This is a genomic window from Thermocladium modestius (assembly GCF_055398215.1).
On sequence record NZ_AP043731.1, the window covers coordinates 926,334 to 942,902 of the forward strand.

General features: G+C 48.8%; 15 protein-coding genes and 1 pseudogene. 6 read left to right on the top strand and 10 right to left on the bottom strand.

Annotated features, from left to right (window positions below; all coding sequences use genetic code 11):
- Positions 1–116 precede the first annotated feature (116 nt).
- Positions 117–590 carry a hypothetical protein gene (locus ACZ5ZS_RS04730; RefSeq protein WP_188596507.1) on the bottom strand — a complete coding sequence of 158 codons (474 nt, stop codon included), beginning with the start codon at positions 588–590 and terminating at the stop codon, positions 117–119.
- Positions 591–747: 157 nt separating this feature from the next.
- On the opposite strand from ACZ5ZS_RS04730, the gene ACZ5ZS_RS04735 reads away from it, so the two are divergent.
- On the top strand, positions 748–1,155 hold the full coding sequence (locus ACZ5ZS_RS04735; RefSeq protein ID WP_229657743.1) for a hypothetical protein: 408 nt from the start codon (positions 748–750) through the stop codon (positions 1,153–1,155).
- 74 nt (positions 1,156–1,229) lie between these two features.
- On the opposite strand, the gene hmgA is transcribed toward ACZ5ZS_RS04735, so the two are convergent.
- The 6 genes and pseudogenes from hmgA to ACZ5ZS_RS04765 form a co-directional block, all read right to left on the bottom strand.
- Positions 1,230–2,417 carry a hydroxymethylglutaryl-CoA reductase (NADPH) gene (hmgA, locus tag ACZ5ZS_RS04740; RefSeq protein ID WP_229657744.1) on the bottom strand — a complete coding sequence of 396 codons (1,188 nt, stop codon included), beginning with the start codon at positions 2,415–2,417 and terminating at the stop codon, positions 1,230–1,232.
- A gap of 130 nt (positions 2,418–2,547) precedes the next feature.
- Complete coding sequence (locus tag ACZ5ZS_RS04745; RefSeq protein ID WP_188596509.1) at positions 2,548–3,168, bottom strand: tetratricopeptide repeat protein; 621 nt, start codon at positions 3,166–3,168, stop codon at positions 2,548–2,550.
- Between the two features lie 263 nt (positions 3,169–3,431).
- Positions 3,432–4,472: a hydroxymethylglutaryl-CoA synthase gene (locus tag ACZ5ZS_RS04750; RefSeq protein WP_188596510.1), complete on the bottom strand. Its 1,041-nt coding sequence runs from the start codon at positions 4,470–4,472 to the stop codon at positions 3,432–3,434.
- A complete protein-coding gene (locus tag ACZ5ZS_RS04755; protein ID WP_188596511.1) occupies positions 4,469–4,885 on the bottom strand; it encodes a Zn-ribbon domain-containing OB-fold protein in 417 nt (138 codons plus the stop codon). Before ACZ5ZS_RS04755 ends, ACZ5ZS_RS04750 begins: the two co-directional genes overlap by 4 nt.
- Position 4,886: 1 nt before the next feature.
- Positions 4,887–5,930, bottom strand: a complete 1,044-nt coding sequence (locus ACZ5ZS_RS04760) for a thiolase C-terminal domain-containing protein (RefSeq protein WP_229657703.1) — start codon at positions 5,928–5,930, stop codon at positions 4,887–4,889.
- 252 nt (positions 5,931–6,182) lie between these two features.
- A pseudogene (locus tag ACZ5ZS_RS04765) lies at positions 6,183–6,462 on the bottom strand (hypothetical protein); the annotation flags it as partial.
- A gap of 272 nt (positions 6,463–6,734) precedes the next feature.
- Between ACZ5ZS_RS04765 and ACZ5ZS_RS04770 the strand changes: the two are divergent.
- Positions 6,735–7,796 (top strand): FAD-dependent oxidoreductase, encoded by a 1,062-nt coding sequence (locus tag ACZ5ZS_RS04770; protein WP_188596512.1) that lies wholly within the window; start codon positions 6,735–6,737, stop codon positions 7,794–7,796.
- 516 nt (positions 7,797–8,312) lie between these two features.
- Here ACZ5ZS_RS04770 and ACZ5ZS_RS04775 read toward each other — a convergent pair.
- Together ACZ5ZS_RS04775 and ACZ5ZS_RS04780 are read right to left on the bottom strand one after the other, a co-directional pair.
- On the bottom strand, positions 8,313–8,612 hold the full coding sequence (locus ACZ5ZS_RS04775; protein ID WP_188596513.1) for a hypothetical protein: 300 nt from the start codon (positions 8,610–8,612) through the stop codon (positions 8,313–8,315).
- 169 nt (positions 8,613–8,781) lie between these two features.
- The gene (locus ACZ5ZS_RS04780) at positions 8,782–10,671 is read right to left on the bottom strand and encodes an ATP-binding protein (protein WP_188596514.1); all 1,890 of its coding nucleotides are present in this window, start codon (positions 10,669–10,671) and stop codon (positions 8,782–8,784) included.
- Between the two features lie 643 nt (positions 10,672–11,314).
- Here ACZ5ZS_RS04780 and hemL point away from each other — a divergent pair.
- The 4 genes from hemL (at position 11,315) to ACZ5ZS_RS04800 (ending at position 16,050) form a co-directional block, all read left to right on the top strand.
- Positions 11,315–12,586, top strand: a complete 1,272-nt coding sequence (gene hemL / locus ACZ5ZS_RS04785) for a glutamate-1-semialdehyde 2,1-aminomutase (RefSeq protein ID WP_188596515.1) — start codon at positions 11,315–11,317, stop codon at positions 12,584–12,586.
- Between the two features lie 63 nt (positions 12,587–12,649).
- Positions 12,650–13,309: a DUF3834 domain-containing protein gene (locus ACZ5ZS_RS04790; protein ID WP_188596516.1), complete on the top strand. Its 660-nt coding sequence runs from the start codon at positions 12,650–12,652 to the stop codon at positions 13,307–13,309.
- A 186-nt stretch (positions 13,310–13,495) separates the two neighbouring features.
- Positions 13,496–14,857: a RuvB-like helicase gene (locus tag ACZ5ZS_RS04795; protein WP_188596517.1), complete on the top strand. Its 1,362-nt coding sequence runs from the start codon at positions 13,496–13,498 to the stop codon at positions 14,855–14,857.
- A gap of 143 nt (positions 14,858–15,000) precedes the next feature.
- Entirely contained in the window at positions 15,001–16,050 is a 1,050-nt protein-coding gene (locus tag ACZ5ZS_RS04800; protein ID WP_188596518.1) for a threonine synthase, read from the top strand.
- Between the two features lie 24 nt (positions 16,051–16,074).
- On the opposite strand, the gene ACZ5ZS_RS04805 is transcribed toward ACZ5ZS_RS04800, so the two are convergent.
- Positions 16,075–16,551 carry a redoxin domain-containing protein gene (locus tag ACZ5ZS_RS04805; RefSeq protein ID WP_188596519.1) on the bottom strand — a complete coding sequence of 159 codons (477 nt, stop codon included), beginning with the start codon at positions 16,549–16,551 and terminating at the stop codon, positions 16,075–16,077.
- Positions 16,552–16,569: the final 18 nt, after the last annotated feature.

Consider the following 16,569-nt stretch of genomic DNA (forward strand, 5'->3'; position numbering starts at 1 on the left):
GGCGAGGAGCGTCGATAATGCCGTCCCCGGAGGCAGTTTCACAAAAGCATCATGAAGCCTCACTCCTCAGTGCGAGGGAAGCCGCAGCACGGGGGCTTCCTCCGCGTAATTAAAAACTAGAACACCATGCGCAGGAGACCTCGTCTTCTAAGCGATAAGAGCCTCCAAGCGACGTAGGCAGCCATTACTTGCCCCATATCTATATATGTTAATGGATGGCCTATGGTATGGAATATCATTATAAACGGGTAGAAAGATATGGGGATTCCTATCGTGAATAAGTAAAGATAATTAAAAACAATGAATGCCAAGCCTATAATCACTGAAAGAGCGTCGGCCGTGACCAGGGGTTTTATTATATATATAATTACCGCGGATAACCATGATAGAAAAAGAAGCGATGAGACCCTCCACATTATTATATAGAGCGGCACAGATTGCGTCTCGATTATGGACCCAGCAACATATACGACGTACCAATACCTGGGCTCCACTGAGAACATCAACTCCACCGGGAACAGTGCGCCGATCATTATGCTGGACACTATTATAATGGATGCCAGTATGATCAGTAAGTACGATGGCTTCACGCGTCCACTGGCTGTGCCGTATTTATAAGGCTTGCCTGGAAACGCGGGGAGAGATGGAAGGTCCTATTTAGCGATGTGACTAGCATAGTGGACCTACATAAATGGGCAAAAATTTATAAATACGCACGCTATTATATACTTTAGGGATTTGACATTGGTGATTTACGTCTCTCCAAATAATAAGGTGACGGAAACAACGCCCTCGATGGAGCTTAAAAAACTTTTGCTTACAGAGCTAATAGACGGCGAGGTGATAGTCGGCGCCGCCATAATTAATTCATCAAATGTTCCGCTCCTACATCATCTTCCAAATACATTGACCGTTAAATCCTTCCGCGGCGTTCTAAGCCTCCTAGAATTCGTCCAGCGATCTCGAAAGGTCTCCGATGACCTCCTCGGCAACTTCCAATACCTGCTGATAAAATACAATAATTTTAAGGTTGCTTTCTTCAATATGTCGGACAAGGGCTGGTTAATAGTCTTTGTAAACCCCATATGGCACGTCGAGAACGTCATGACTAAAATAAGGCAATTCATAATCAAGTCGATGAAGTATATAGAGTAAAAGCTACAAGCACGGAATTACACTCCTTCCGGTCAAAAGAAATCCATCTTCTTTTTTCTTTCTACTATTATTTTCTAGCCTCTTCCAGCCCTACCTAACATATCGTGCGCCGCTGCCAGCTCTTGTCGCGCCAGCGCAAGCACTAAATTCAACTCACCCGCCAGAACCGCCGCTCCCACTATTTCAGCAAATTTCACCGAATTACTACCCGGAGGGGAGCCACCTCCCTCCACTCCCAGCAATCTAAGCGCCTCCCTCTGGGTCGGAAGCATAGTTCCGCCCCCCACCGTTCCCACCTCCACGCTGGGAAGCGTCACTGAGAAGTAAAGCCCATTTCCGCGATCCTCGGCCCACGTTATTCCCATGCTCGACTCTACTACCTGTGCAACATCTTGCCCAGTTGCAATGAAAATGGCTGTTACTATGTTGGCGAAATGCGCATTAAATCCGTAAGAGTGCGACATGGCCGATCCAAGCAGATTCTTCCTATTATTCACGTCGACTACATCGGATGGAGATAGCCCTAGCCTCTCCTTGAGATAGTCTAGCTTTATGAAGGCCTCGCTGACCACGGTCTTGCCTCTTCCCAGCAAGAAATCCACTGAGCTCGCCTTCTTATCAACGCACATATTCCCGCTCAGGGCTACGAGAGTGGCGTCGCTGAAATTGGATACTATGAATTTGGCAGCCTTATCCGTAGCTATAGTGGCCATATTCATGCCCATGGCATCCCCGGTGAAGAAGGAAAACCTCAGCCAGACATTATTGCCGGCCATGAACGGATCTATCCGCAGCAACTTCACGTGCTTGCTGGTTGACTCAGCCTCGCGCTTTATGGCGTCTACATTGGCCTCCACCCACTTTATGAACTCCAAGGCCGAGGATGCGTTGCTTAGCTTGAAGACGGGAGCCCGCGTCATTTCATTACGCAGCACGAAGCTGGATGCCCCGCCGTTCTCCGTTACCACCTTGGCGCCCCTATTAACCGATGCTATTAACGCGCCCTCTGTGGTGGCCAAGGGCACGAATACGCTTCCATTAATCTGAGATCCATGGATCAATAAGGGACCGGCCACGCCGACGGGAACCTGAATTGCTCCTATCGTGTTCTCAGCATTGTGACCAATAACTGAGTTGAAATCTATTATGGAAGAGCCTATACTGCTCAAATCTATGCCCAACTTTCGCTCCAAGTAAAGTCTTCTAAGCCTCGTGGCCTTATTTGAGTCCCCCAATGCCTTATCCAATTCGTGGAGACGCATCTCATCATTAATCAATTTCCGCAATACCTCCTCCTCTAAGTTAATCGAGCCCTTCACGTCTCCACGTGGGCACTCCCTAATTTAATGCTTTGGGGTTTAATGAATCAAAAAGTCCCCTCTATCGATTTACTTAACGAGTTTTTCGAAGGCGATCCAATGCATCCTTGGCCAATTTATTATTTTTATTCAATTTAACCGCAATTGAATACCAGTTTATCGCTTCATCTAGGTCCCCCCGTTCTTCCTTTATGAAACCCATCAGAAACGCCACGTCATCCTTTACGCTCTCCATTTTCTGAACCTCATTAAGATCCATCTCCGCCAAATCCAGGTAATCTGGCCGAGGATCGCTTTTATAAAGTATTATATAGGAAAGGGCCCTGTTGAATAATGCATTCTTCTTGTTTTGGTTTCTCTCAATGGCCATAGTATACGCCTTTATTGCGCTTTCATAATCATCATTATCAAACATGAAGCTGGCCGCCTTATAGAAAAACTTCGACTTAATACAGCGCGGCAAGTCGTCTAAGTCCACAATGCCTGAATCTATTAATTCATATACCACCCTATATATTACGCCCACTATATCCTTATCCTTCTCCTTACAGGAAAGCTTCACTATATTACGAACATCTACAGGCTTCAAGACGCCGGATCTAACCAATTGAGGGATTATCAACCATGAACGAGCTCTATTCTCCGGCTCCTCATCCATCAATTCCTCATATTCCACGGCCCTCCTAAAATTCACAGACTAGGACTATTAATAACTCAATTAAATACTTTGCCGATTAGATTATTTGATCCAACCATATGGAAAAGACTTAATCCGTGTCTAATTTTTGGTAACGCACATATAAATATTACTCTGCTTCATCATTACGGAGAGCATCGTATTAATTATCGAATTCCATTGATGCGTTAAATCGCTTAGGAAGATATAGTAATTCATAGATCGACTAACCGGCATTGAGAGGGTAAGACTTTCGAAACTATTTGATTTTAATTTTCTTTTCAGTGAAGCCTTATTAGCTTTCTGTACTTAAGGTAATACGAGTAATCTATGTATACTTTTTCAGCTAAGTATTGCTCCACGGTTTTTCCTATCTTCGCCTTCTCAACCACTAGATCCGTAGTCTCTATATAGAATGCATTGGCTCCAGCGCCGCTGCCGAAGGGCACCATCAATATCTTGGAACCCGGCTTAGCTTTCTCCAACACATTGGCCAGTCCCATTAAGGCCGCTGCACTATAAGTATTGCCTATCTTATCCACAACTATGCCATCCTTGACCTTATCCAAGGGGAATCCCAATATGGATGCCGCCCTCAACGGGAACCTGGCATTGGGTTGATGAAATATGGCATAATCGAAGTCGCTCGGCTTCATGCCTAGCTCCGTCATCAATTCCTTGGCGGCGGTAACGACGTGCCTGAAATATGCAGGCTCACCGGTGAATCCCTCCCCATGAACGGGAAATGGATACCCCTCCCTCCTCCAGAAGTCCGGTGTATCGCTGACGAATGGGTGAACAGCCTTTATCTCGGCCGCCACATTATCGGAGCCTATCACGTACGCGGCTGCACCAGTTCCAACGCTGTACTCCAAATGCTCTCCCGGCTCGCCCTGCGATGCATCGGTGCCTATTGCCAATCCGTATTTAACCATGCCGGATTTCACCAATCCCATCGCCGATATGATGGAATCGGATCCAGCCTTGCACGCGAACTCCAAATCCGCCGTGAACACATTCCTTGATGTGCCCAACGCATCTATTAAAATGGATGATATGGGCTTCACAGCATACGGCTTTGACTCGCTTCCAACGAATATGGCACCCACGTGGCTTGCATCTATTCCGGCCCGCCTTATAGCTACCCTGCCCGCCTCGACGGACATGGTGACAGTATCTTCATCGAATAAACCCACCGCCTTCTCCTCCACTAGGTACATGTCCTTTATCCTCAGCGGATCGTCTCCCCACGACTCCGCTATTTCGGTTGTCTTTATCCTATAACGGGGTATATAAGTTCCCCAACCCACTATTCCTATCATGACTCACACCCCTTAACTGGCCTGAACTTATAACCGTAATAAATTATACCGTGCTCGCCGTCCTCCTTCACGCGCCTGAAGACCACCTCCATGGGAGTCCCGGTCTTCAATGCTGTTGGCGATGGGCAGTCAACTATTTGACCCATTAACTTAACCCCACCGAGATCCACCACCCCGATCAGCAAAGGCCTCTGCTTCTCGAAGTCCACGGAAACGCTTCTAAGAACGGTTAAGGTGATCAGGGACCCGTTCTTAGGCAATTCAAACGGCTCTAATTTATCGTTGCCGCAATCGCATACCCTCCTGGGCGGGAAGTACGTTTTTCCGCACTTGGTGCACCTAGTCGCAATTAATCTATAATATTGTTGAGTCCTCCTCCAGTACTTGGGTATTGATAGGTTTTGCTCCACCACATCAATCACCCCGCCTCAACGCTATTACAATGCTTTCTTGATCCACGCCGACCATATCATGAACCAATGCCGTGTCTGCATTCAAGGACTCAAACGGCTTCTCCCCCTTCAACTGAAGCGCTGAGCTTATCAATTGATACAGGCCGGAGGCACCTATCGGGAATCCCATGGCCTTTAATCCACCATCCATGTTAACTGCTACCTTTCCCCCGCCGTCGAATGCACCATCCCTCATCAACCTAGGCGCCATTCCTTGCTGCGATAATCCCATGGCCTCCAGCGAGAGCAATCCTATTATGCTATAGGTATCGTGTACATTGACTACCCTTACATCCCCAAGCTCCATTCCTGACTCCTTCAAAGCCTGCTTAGTGGCTGGCCCAACTGATTCCAACGCATCATATGCCTGCTTCGATGCGAAATACGCGGATCCAACACCCATTCCAGCGCCAGCTATCTGAATCACAGCATCGCGCTTATTTGGCTCCGCGCATAATATGACGGCGGCCGAGCCATCTACATAGGGAGCCACGTCGTATAGCCTCAGAGGATCGGCCACAAGCTCGGATTCCGTTATGTCCTTGATCTTAACTGCCTTCCTGAAGTACGCGTTGGGATTCTGAGCTCCACGCTCATGCATCTTGAGGGGCCACACCGCTATATCCTCATAGGAATACTCGTATTTATTCATGTACTCCCGCGCCATTATGGCTGCTTGAGCGGCGGGGGTTACGCCGAAGAATGCCTCGTACTCACTGTTCGTGGAGAACGACACGAATTTATTTAGCTTGGTGGATGTGACCTCATGAGGCTTCTCCACGCCAGCAACCATCACGCAGCCTCCTCTTAGTTTAACATCATTCACAGCAGCCAATATGGCCAAGCTGCTGGATCCATCTCCATTCTCTACCCTCATGGTTGGAACTCCTTTCAATCCTATATATTCCCTCAACACGTTACCTGCATTCAACTGCTCTGAAGTCAATTCCATCAATGCAGATGCTATGTATATCATTCGTATATCCGGATTTCCGGAGGCGCTCATCGCCTTCAAGGTGGATTCGGCAAAAAGATCCGTGACGCCCTTCTCGTAATGCCTGCTGGGAGGTACCTCTGCATAGCCATTTATGTAAACGTCTGTCGTAATTTACACCAACAATCACAGAACCTCAAGGGTTATTAAACGTTTAGCCCGCAATGCCGAATAATTGAACCATCCAATTCCAGCCTATTCCCCCATCCAAATGATGCCGACATGAATGCAATACATAAAGCTCGAGGTATTGACCGTTTGTCCCTACGCTTTCATTTCACTCTTTTTGTATTCAATCATGATCGAGTGTAGGGACTTAGCCCTCAACCACCTATTTACGGTGGGTGGGTCATGGGACCCCTTCGACCCCAACGGCACGGGGGTCACACCTCCAGCTCTCTTCCTCAAACTATACAATGCCGCAACATCCCCATGCCACAATTCACCGCCCTCTTCGCACCTACCCACCCTTTGGGCATGGCCCACATCGAGTAGGTTAGGTAATCCTACAGTTGTGAATTGGGCAGGTCGATGATGCGTAAGCGCACTCCTGGCGCTACTCCATCACCCTCCCAGCATTGCGGGGGGTAGGCCCCGCCCCAAAGAGCTGACTAGGGAGTAACTATTCCTTGGACTATTTTAAAGCCTAGCCTTGCCTTAAAAAGGCGAGGCTCGCCTTTCTTGTATCACGATACATTTTCGTAACTGATTATTCCTCTCTTAAGCTTTTACCCCGCCGCCCCTAGAAGGGGTGAGACTTGCCATTCTTCTCATCAATGCTTATTAAGCGGGGCTGGGCAGCAATGCTGGATTAACATGAAGTTCGCACTGAAGTGCTCGCCTGGCCAAAGCATTCCCAAGAAGGGACGGAAGGTAGCCATAATAGGGGCTGGGCCGGCTGGGTTGGGCGCGGCCGGATACCTAATCTGTAAGGGGTATGATGTGGAGATATATGATAAGCTCCCAGAGCCCGGCGGCTTAACTATATTCGGGATACCAGCATGGAGACTTCCCCGCGATAATATAAGGGCTGGAATAAAGGAGTTGGCCGAGCTGGGGGTTGTATTTCATAACAGGATCAAAGTGGTGGGTGATTTGGATGAGCATAATGACGGAGATGAATTCGCCGAGAAGAAGATTAAATTGGAGGACATCATTAATTCATTCGATGCAACGCTCATAGCGACGGGGACCTGGAAATCGAGGGAACTCGGCGTACCCGGCGATAAATTGAGGGGAAGCTACTTGGCGCTGGACTTCCTTTATAGGATATATGCTCATGAAAACGGATACCTACCGCCGGAGGCCGTGTATAAGGTTGGAAACGCTGTTGCAGTTATAGGCGCTGGACTAACCGCTGTGGATGCTGCTCTGGAGTCGCAAATGAAGGGAGCCGGCGACGTGCAAGTCATGTATAGAAGAACCATAAACGAAGCGCCAGCCGGCAAGGCAGAGATAAATAGGTTGATACAGAAGGGCATTAAATTCATTGAATTGACAAACCCCGTCGAGGTGATTGGAAAGGAAACCGTCGAGGCGCTTAAATTAATAAAGATGAAGCTAGGGAAACCCGATAAATCCGGCAGGCCAGCCCCTGAACCTGTTCCTGGATCCGAATACGTGGTTCCAATAAATAACGTCATCTCGGCGACCGGGGAATTGCCGACTCCCCCCTTCAAGGATGGATATGCAGGAATAAAACTAAGACATAATAATTCCATAGACGTGGATGCAAAATACAGAACAAGTAGAAAAGGAGTATTTGCGGCGGGAGACGTAGCTACGGGGCCCTCGCTCATAGGGAAGGCATTGGCCACTGGAATAAAGGCAGCCGGAGCCATGGAGGAATACCTGGAGACCGGCAACTGGTCGCAGTGATTCATTCATGAAACTACTCGCCGGTTACAATAGATAAGTGAGGCGGTGAAACGCGCTTCACGTGGGGCGGTAGCTTTCCTTCTTTCTTCAGTCTTAGGAGGGAGAAGAATGATGACCACGCCTAATTATTCTTTTGAGGGACTGCTTGAGCGTTAACGCCTAGAGTAGTCTTGTGCTTCTGGTAACTTGCCCCACGTTCCCTTTAGGTCTACCTTTCCCTTCGTGGGAGAATTGTTGCCTTCTCTCGTGGTTCACCTCGTTGGATAGCCTAGCGGAGGTTTCTGCCAACCTTCTCATTTTCCTTTCCTGGGGGCCGTTTGGTAGGAGGTGGACTACGTTAGTCCTCCTATTCCTATAGCTGGCTTCGTGGACGCCCTTCCCCGGCATTGCGGGGGTGATCGGCCCCCGCTCCTCATCCTCTGAAGATTGACCAGGTGAGGGCGCCACGGGGGGAGTGGATGGGTGGTTAAAAACTATCCCCGCCCCTAGAAGGAGCGAGGCTTGCCCTATCCTTTATCACAAAATGTACCTCACATCCTCCTCTACGCGAAGAACAGGCTCCAAGCCCTGAGATAGAAGTTCCCTGGCTATGTCTTCTATTGTGGTCTCCAATGGATTGAAGACTATGTGAAGACCATCGCCTGTCCAAGCATCGAAGACCCCCTTTATCGAGTTTATTACGTCTAGATCGGGCGTTTTACCCACATTAACTACTATGTGTCGTGCGTACACGCTGCACTCGCATGATGAGCTGAAGTCATGGGCTGATTTATCCGTATCCAATATTTTATCATCATCGAGTACGTAAACCAACATGGAGGCAACCCATTTTGCAATTGCTTAAAAATGTTTTATCAATAGGCAATTATGTTCAATTAAATCAAGTTTATATGAGAGGCGCAAACCCGAACCTATGAGAGGAACCCTCGCCCTTTAGGGCGGGGAGAAAGTCAGCTCCCTAGTTATGCTGTGAACAGCTCTTTGGTCAAGCTATGCCGAGCAGCGATGCCTTCTCGAACACCACCTTGGAGAAGAGGGCCACCACGTGCTCGCATGGAGTTAGGGCATTCCCGCACTTGCTGCAGGACCACGTCCTTTCCCTCAGATTTATTTCAATTGATGATCCATCCACGTAACCTGAAACCACATGGCCCCTTTGGTTCAATCCATCTACGACTAATCCCATGGCTGTGGCCACCATATCCGGAGGGGGAACCGCACGGATCATCGCCTTTCTCCAAGCATCCCTCACCTTGGTTATGGACTCTCCATCGCTAACTCCCCAATACTTGTCCAAGTCTATATCGCCTCCACCGTAATCTAACCGCCTCTCGCGAAGCTTAATGAGGAGAGGGGCGGGAGCCATTGGTCCAACTATTAGCGCCTCGCCCTTATTTAATCCTCCAATTATCCTTACCAGCTCATCACTGAGCGCCTCGCTGGACGCTATTATGGCTTCCCTGTCAAGCGGGTTAACTACTTTTAATATGGCATGGTTCTGGCACTGGCTCAACACGTCTTGATCTATCTTGGAGGGGCGTTGCGTTATGACCACCAAGTAAACCCCGAATTTCCTGCCCTCCGCCGCTATTCTATTTATCAATGAGTGGGAAAGCGTGGATTTATTGGGGGGAGCAAACCTGTGGGCTTCCTCCACTATTACCACCACTGGGTATGGATACTGAGGATTGCCCAATTGCCTTACATAGTTTATTCGAGCCTTCAATATCCTGCTAAGAACATGATAAGCTATGTGATCCTGCACTTCATCGCTGACGCCCGCCAGATTTATCACTGAAACATGGCGAGGCCTCAACACATCGCTTAATGGAGTCGTGCGGCCCCTATAGACGCCCGTTCTTGCCAGTCTCTTCAGATAGACCCTTGCGCTAATTATAGCGCTCCGTTGCCTGGCATCGCCGGCTGCCGACCTAAGCTCATTCAGTAATTGCTTGAATTTATCCGGCTCCAGCACATTGTCCTCGCCGATTGGCTGCTGAATCCTGAGTGCCCTCTGTATGTCGGATGCGCCGAGAGGGCGAACCAACAATGAATTTATCAATCTAATCATCCCGACCACGGAACCGGACTCGCCGGCCCCGTTCACGGTCTTGTATATTATCTTCATGAGCGAGTGAATCAAGTAAATGATATGACGTATTCTAGATGCGCCGCTTGGTACCCCGGCTATAGATGCTAATTGATCCGGTTCAACCCTCAACACATTCATGGAGTACCGCTTATCTCCCACATGATGCTTCGCTGCCTTTATCACTGTGACTCCAACATTGCCCAACTTCTTGGCGGAGTCCTTTATTGTTATATATTCACCGTGAGGATCAAGCACGACCACGGTGGCTCCCAGCTTTAAGAGCTCCTCTATCAATAATACGGAGAGCCAAGTCTTTCCGCTTCCCGTAGCCGCTATTATGGCCATGTGTCTGGCCAAGCCCTTCTCGTCTAGGCACGCCTGAACGTCTTGAGAAGCCAGGTAACCCACGCATAGTCTACCTCGTAGTCCCAAGTACTCCTTGATCAACTGGGGATCAGCCAATTTAACTGGAGTGCCAACTGGCGGGGGCGACCTAGGTAACTTCAGCCCCGAGTCCTTGTACCCCAACAACATAACCGTGGCTATTATAGTTTCTATCAACTGCACCCCAACAGCGCTGCTCAGGGCATCCGCAGCGAGATCCTCCCCTATCTTATAGGGCTCCCTGCTTATATTAACCACATATCCCAGGACCTCATTATTTAGATACCTATACGATACGTACTCAAATAATTGCACCTTATCGGCCATATCCGTTCTGATCGCGACCTTGACCCCGCTGGAACCTATGTTGCCCACCACATAGCCTATTTCATCCCCCATTTAATTGCTGGGCTTCCATTCAAGTATATTAACAATTACGCTTATTATCGGGTAAACTCTCCTATCTAAAACTTTCAATAAATACTAGTTATCAGTAATTAATAAAGGCCCGGAATAAAACCAGAAGGAATCTAGTCAACAATAATTGATAAAAATGATAAAGTAGATGATAAGCCATGCCTTTCAAGGAAGAATAAGTTCTCGGCATTGAATTGATCTAGCCGCTCCTTCCTGGTCTATTCCTTACGGAGCGGAAGCCTATTCCCCGAGAAGACTCCGAGCGGCGTTAGTTAAGGAGACGTAATCAAGACCTCGAGAAGGCCGCTCCAGGACAGAGTAGGGACTGGGTAAACTACCCCGTCCTTGCGGGCGGGGTCTCTGGTGAGAAAGATGAAGGCATAGCCATATATAAATGCTTCAAGTTCCAATTGCATCATTGAGAGGTAAAAACTTATGAACGGGTGTTCCGTTTTATTATGACTATGCCATAAATGGATGGCCCGAGCCTTGACGCTGGCCGAGATGCATCGATGCTACATGGGCTGCATAAGCCTGTGATTACGGCAAGGCCCAGGAACAGAGATAATGCTTTATCCATTGCCACACTAAGTTAATTAAGCGGAATACCTGGGTGATTAGTCCCATGTCGAGCGATCTATTCAAGCTTGCGTCTACCATATTTCCAGGCGGAGTCAATAGTCCGGCCAGGGCAATGAAGCACTTGCCCAACCCCTTCTATGTTAGATCAGCAGAGGGGGCCTACTTATTTACCGAGGATGGAGAGAAATTAATAGATTATTGCATGGGATTTGGACCGCTCATCCTAGGCCATAGGCACCCAGCAGTGCTCAGGGCGGTGCAGAATTGGCTTGAAAGAGATTGGTTATACGGAGCTCCGACCAAACTGGAAATAGATGAGGCACGCAAGATAATGGATCATGTAAGGTCCATAGAGATGATTAGGTTCGTCAGTACAGGGACGGAGGCCACCATGAATGCAATCAGGCTGGCCAGGGGATTCACAGGTAGAAAGTACATTATAAAATTCGAGGGCAATTTCCATGGCAGTCATGATTACGTGTTGGTGAAGGCAGGCAGCGGAGCAGCTACGTGGGGAACTCCCACCAGCGCGGGGGTACCCGATGAGGCTGCTAAGCTGACAATAGTGGTGCCGTACAATGACCTAGATGCGCTGGAGAAGGCCATGCAAGAAAGAGGAGACGAGGTGGCTGCCATCATAATGGAGCCCATAGCAGCTAATTACGGCTTAATACCGCCCAGGGAGGGTTATGTTAAGGAGGTTAAACAATTAACTGAGGAACATGGGACTCTCTTGATATTAGATGAGGTGGTGACTGGTTTCAGGGTCGGGTTGGAGGGGGCTCAGGGTTTATTCGGAGTTAAACCGGACTTAACCACTCTGGGCAAGATAATTGGAGGTGGTTTCCCAATAGGCGCCTTTGGTGGATCTCGGGAAATAATGAAGCTGGTGAGCCCCCTTGGACCTGTTTACAATGCTGGAACATTCAATGCGCATCCAGTCTCAATGGTCGCTGGGCTTGCAACGATCAAGGAGCTGGAGGGGGAACAAGCATATGCCATAGCCAACGAGGCGGCTAAGCGGTTGGGTGAGGCCATAATCGATATCGGGGGAAGGGCGGGGTTGGATGTATGGGTCAATAGGGTGGCATCTATGTTTCAGTTTTATTTCACCAAGAAGCCCGTTGAATCCACAAGGGACGTGGCTGAAAGCAATGAGAAGATGTACTTGAAGGTGCATGCGGAGGCATTGAAGAGAGGCGTCTATTTGGCGCCCAGCCAATACGAGGTGAACTTCACGTCTGCTGCTCATGACAGGGATGTAGTTGATTACACTATAAGAGCGTTGGAGGAATCCTTTAAAGCCATTAAATAATTGAATGAAATTGAAAATAACATCCGCATATTAATTTAAATTCTTATAACTAGCGGCGTCTTCATGAACGATAAGAAGATGAGGATAGCAGCAGCACCGGGCCCCGTCTCATACCCATTGGTGGCATATTCGCTGGAGAGAGATGATGTGGAACTCGTTTTTTCCAAGGATAACGCCAACGCGGATGCCATTTTTGATTCCACCGTATCGTTAATCAAGAGAGGACTCAGGATAGACTACGTAACTGTGAGGGGACTAATGGTATTGACGCCAAGCGTGGGAAGGCGGATAGCTGTGCCCACAAACAGAGAGAGCTCCGTGATTCTGGCAAAAGCGCTCGCAGCCTCCAGGGGCGGCATGGAGCTGCTTCCGGCAAATGATCCACTCGACGCAATTGCAGCGTTGAAGAGGGGCTCAGCGGATAGCGCGGTTGTGACGGCGAACTTAGCTCCTGGGATAAGATTCGAGGATCTACTGAATTTCGTTCCGGGCAGTTGCGGCGTTCACGTGAATGGAAATCCAGAGGCAATTATCAAGGTATACGAGGAGGGAATTGCCATGCTGAGGAGGCCGGGCATTTCAATGAGCATAGCAGCAAAGCTTCCAATCAATGTGAAGCAGGACTTCATAGAAGGCGTGATAAGGTCGGTAGAATGGGGCATTCATAAGCTCGATTACAAGGAGTTCAAGAACGTTGTATCATCACTGGATGCCTCTCTATGAGACGTTTTCATCCTCTGCATATAAAATATCAATGAGTCCCTCCTTAATGAAGTGAAATTGGCCTAATATAACTTTAGTTTGAATAGCCCCGACCTCTTCCCTCCATGAAGGGGGCTAGGCGTATTGCTTCTTTCATTGCGATAATAGCATCAAATATTTAAAGGGTTCCATCAATTGCGCATCATTATGTCGCAGATAAGGGTAGAGGAAGTCAAGACTTCGTTTGAAAGGGTGGGCCTGCATAGCCATATAAAGGGGTTAGGCATAAGAGATGGAAAGATACAATTCAACGCAGATGGATTCGTCGGCCAATCCGAGGCGAGGGAGGCGGCCTATTACGTGGTGAAAATGATAAAGAGCGGTAAGTTCGGTGGAAAGGCCGTGCTAATAGTGGGGCCTCCAGGGACGGGAAAGACTGCGTTGGCCATTGGAATAGCCAGGGAATTGGGCTCCGACACTCCATTCGTTCAAATGAGCGGTGCGGAGGTCTACAGCATGGAGATAAAGAAGACAGAGTTCCTGACAAGGGCATTGAGGAGGGCGATAGGCGTTAGGATTAGGGAATGGAGGAGAGTGTATGAGGGAGTGGTAAAGGGAATGGATTACCAGCTGGGGAAGCATCCATACAATCCATACTCCCAAATACCGCGGGGAGCCGCCATAACCTTAAAGACCAAGGACGAGGAGAAACGGCTCAGGGTATCCGCTGAGATAGCTGAGCAATTGATAGAGATGGGCGTGGAGGAGGGGGATGTTATAATGATAGACGAGGAAACGGGAAGAGTATTCGTGGAGGGCAGGGAGGGCGGAGAGGGGGAGGGACAGTATGATGTCAGCATCAAGAGGAAGATCGATGTGCCAAGCGGGCCCGTATATAAGGAGAAGGAGATAACCAGGTTCTTCACGCTGAACGACTTAGATGTATACCAGGCAAGGCAGCAGGGATTAGTTGGGGCTATGTTGTTCGGATTCGCAAGCGAGGAGAGGGAAATACCAGGCGAGGTGAGGAAATCCGTTGATGAATTCGTGATGAAGCTGATAAACGATGGAAAGGGAGAGTTGATTCCCGGCGTCTTGTTCATAGATGATGTTCACATGTTGGACGTAGAGACGTGGGCTTATTTGTCCAGGGCAATGGAGGGGGAATTAAGCCCGATAATAATAATGGCCACAAATAGGGGCTTAACCAAGATAAGGGGCACCGACATAGAGAGCCCGCACGGTGTTCCCCTGGACATGCTTGATAGGCTGGTGATAATTAGGACGAGACCCTACAACGCAGACGAGGTGAGGGAGATATTGAGGATTAGAGCCAGGGAGGAGAAGGTGGAGCTCAGCGATGAGGCGTTGGAGGAATTAACGAAGCTAGGCGTTGAGGAGAGCCTTAGATATTCAATTCAATTACTAGCACCAACTCAACTCAAGGCCAGCGAATCCGGTAGGAAAAGCATCTCCAAGGACGACGTGGAGTACGTTAGAAAGCTGTTCTTGGGCGTCAAGGAGAGCGTCAGGTACGTGAAGGACTATGAAAATTACTTCCTAAAGTGAAGCGACTACTTGAAATTGAGCTCTGGGCGTTTTCCAATATCGATTACATCATATAGAGCTAATATTACTCCTCATAAAGGGAACGATCGGTGGTCTTCATGAACCCATATTTTTAAAGTGGAGCGGCTTGAACGGAGGATCGTATGCCCCTCAATCTAATCAACGTTAAAAAGGGAGTTAAATATTCATGCAGTAAATGCGGCTTCACGACCCCCGCCATGACCTGGATGTGGAAATGCCCCCGCTGTGGTCACCCTCTGGATCTCGAGTTCGATGTGGAAAAACCGAGAGCTGCAACGAGCAGGGAGCTGATGAAGGTGCTTCCCGTGAGGAGAACCATAAATTTAGGGGAAGGGTATACACCGCTCATAAGGCGGGGGGAATATGGACTCAAAATGGAGGGATTGAACCCCACCGGCTCTTTTAAGGATAGGGGATGGAGCATTGCTGCATCCATAATCGAAGCAATGCTGGTCGAGGACTCCAGCGGCAATGCAGGCGTTTCCTTATCAGCATATAGTAGAGGAGCTGGTATTAGGGCTAGGATATACGTGCCATACAACGCATCCCCCTCCAAGAAAGCCCTAATGCGATTCCTTGGATCCGAGGTGGTGGAAACGGCGGATAGATCCGAGGCTGCTGCGGCTGCATTGAATGATCGGGACGGAGTCTATGTTGGCCATTCATGGAATCCATTCTTCCTGGAGGGCACTAAATTGATCGCCTATGAATTACTATATCAAGCCAAGACCTTGGAATCCATAGTGGTGCCCCTAGGCAACGGCACGCTCCTGCTCGGCCTATACAGGGGATTCCAGGAAATGATTAAGGAAGGATTAATCAAGGACATGCCTAGATTTATCGCAGTGGAGGCGCAGGGTTTTTGCTTCGCCTTCTCCGAGTTAACGGGGCAGCGATGCGATGGGAAGGCCACGTTGCCGGAGGGGATAATGGTTGGAAAACCACCCAGGTTGGATCAGATAATCAATGCCGTGAAGGAGAGCGGGGGGGAGATAAGGCTAGCTGGGGACAGCGATGTAATCGCCGGACTTAGGGTTGCCGCCTCCCTTGGGCTTATCGTGGAGCCCACCTCGGCCGTGGTGTTCATGGTAAAGCCAGTTCCAGGCATGGTGCACATCATAACGGGGACAGGATTGAAGACCGCCGATATAATTCATAGAATATTGAATTAAGCCTGCCTAACTTCTCCTTCTAAATCAAGATGCGAGCTTATTTACAGTTTGCACTACTTCATCGTAAGGCGGCTCCTTGCCTGGATCATCTGAGTGCCACACATACTTTATTGTATGGTCCGGCGCTATTATGTAGACCGCCCTCTTTGCCAAGTACTTAAGGCCCAACAGGTTGGGTAGCACTTCATCATAGTCAGCTATCACCGTTTTATTGAAGTCTGATGCTAGGGTGAAGTTCAGCCTGTTCTGCTCTTTAAATGCCTTCAAAGCAAAAGGCGAATCCACAGAGATCGCTATTACATTAGCCTTGGCCTTCTCCAGCTTGAACATGCTGTCCCTGAACGTGCACAGCTCCTTCGTGCACACGCTAGTGAAAGCGCCAGGGAAGAAGAGCAGAACAACATACTGCCCCCTCCCGAGCACGTCGTATAGATTGACCTTTTTTAGATCCGTATCCAACAACTCGAAGTTCGGCGCTTGATCACCTACTTTTAGAGGCATGAATCGATCGCCTAACCC

Excerpts from the sequence above, each read along its gene's own strand:
- hmgA (WP_229657744.1), bottom strand. The coding sequence starts at position 2,417 with ATGCGTCTCCACGAATTGGATAAGGCATTGGGGGACTCAAATAAGGCC.
- ACZ5ZS_RS04750 (WP_188596510.1), bottom strand. The coding sequence starts at position 4,472 with ATGATAGGAATAGTGGGTTGGGGAACTTATATACCCCGTTATAGGATA.
- ACZ5ZS_RS04760 (WP_229657703.1), bottom strand. The coding sequence starts at position 5,930 with ATGAGCGCCTCCGGAAATCCGGATATACGAATGATATACATAGCATCT.
- ACZ5ZS_RS04770 (WP_188596512.1), top strand. The coding sequence starts at position 6,735 with ATGAAGTTCGCACTGAAGTGCTCGCCTGGCCAAAGCATTCCCAAGAAG.
- ACZ5ZS_RS04775 (WP_188596513.1), bottom strand. The coding sequence starts at position 8,612 with ATGTTGGTTTACGTACTCGATGATGATAAAATATTGGATACGGATAAA.
- ACZ5ZS_RS04780 (WP_188596514.1), bottom strand. The coding sequence starts at position 10,671 with ATGGGGGATGAAATAGGCTATGTGGTGGGCAACATAGGTTCCAGCGGG.
- hemL (WP_188596515.1), top strand. The coding sequence starts at position 11,315 with ATGTCGAGCGATCTATTCAAGCTTGCGTCTACCATATTTCCAGGCGGA.
- ACZ5ZS_RS04790 (WP_188596516.1), top strand. The coding sequence starts at position 12,650 with ATGAACGATAAGAAGATGAGGATAGCAGCAGCACCGGGCCCCGTCTCA.
- ACZ5ZS_RS04795 (WP_188596517.1), top strand. The coding sequence starts at position 13,496 with ATGTCGCAGATAAGGGTAGAGGAAGTCAAGACTTCGTTTGAAAGGGTG.
- ACZ5ZS_RS04800 (WP_188596518.1), top strand. The coding sequence starts at position 15,001 with ATGCCCCTCAATCTAATCAACGTTAAAAAGGGAGTTAAATATTCATGC.
- ACZ5ZS_RS04805 (WP_188596519.1), bottom strand. The coding sequence starts at position 16,551 with ATGCCTCTAAAAGTAGGTGATCAAGCGCCGAACTTCGAGTTGTTGGAT.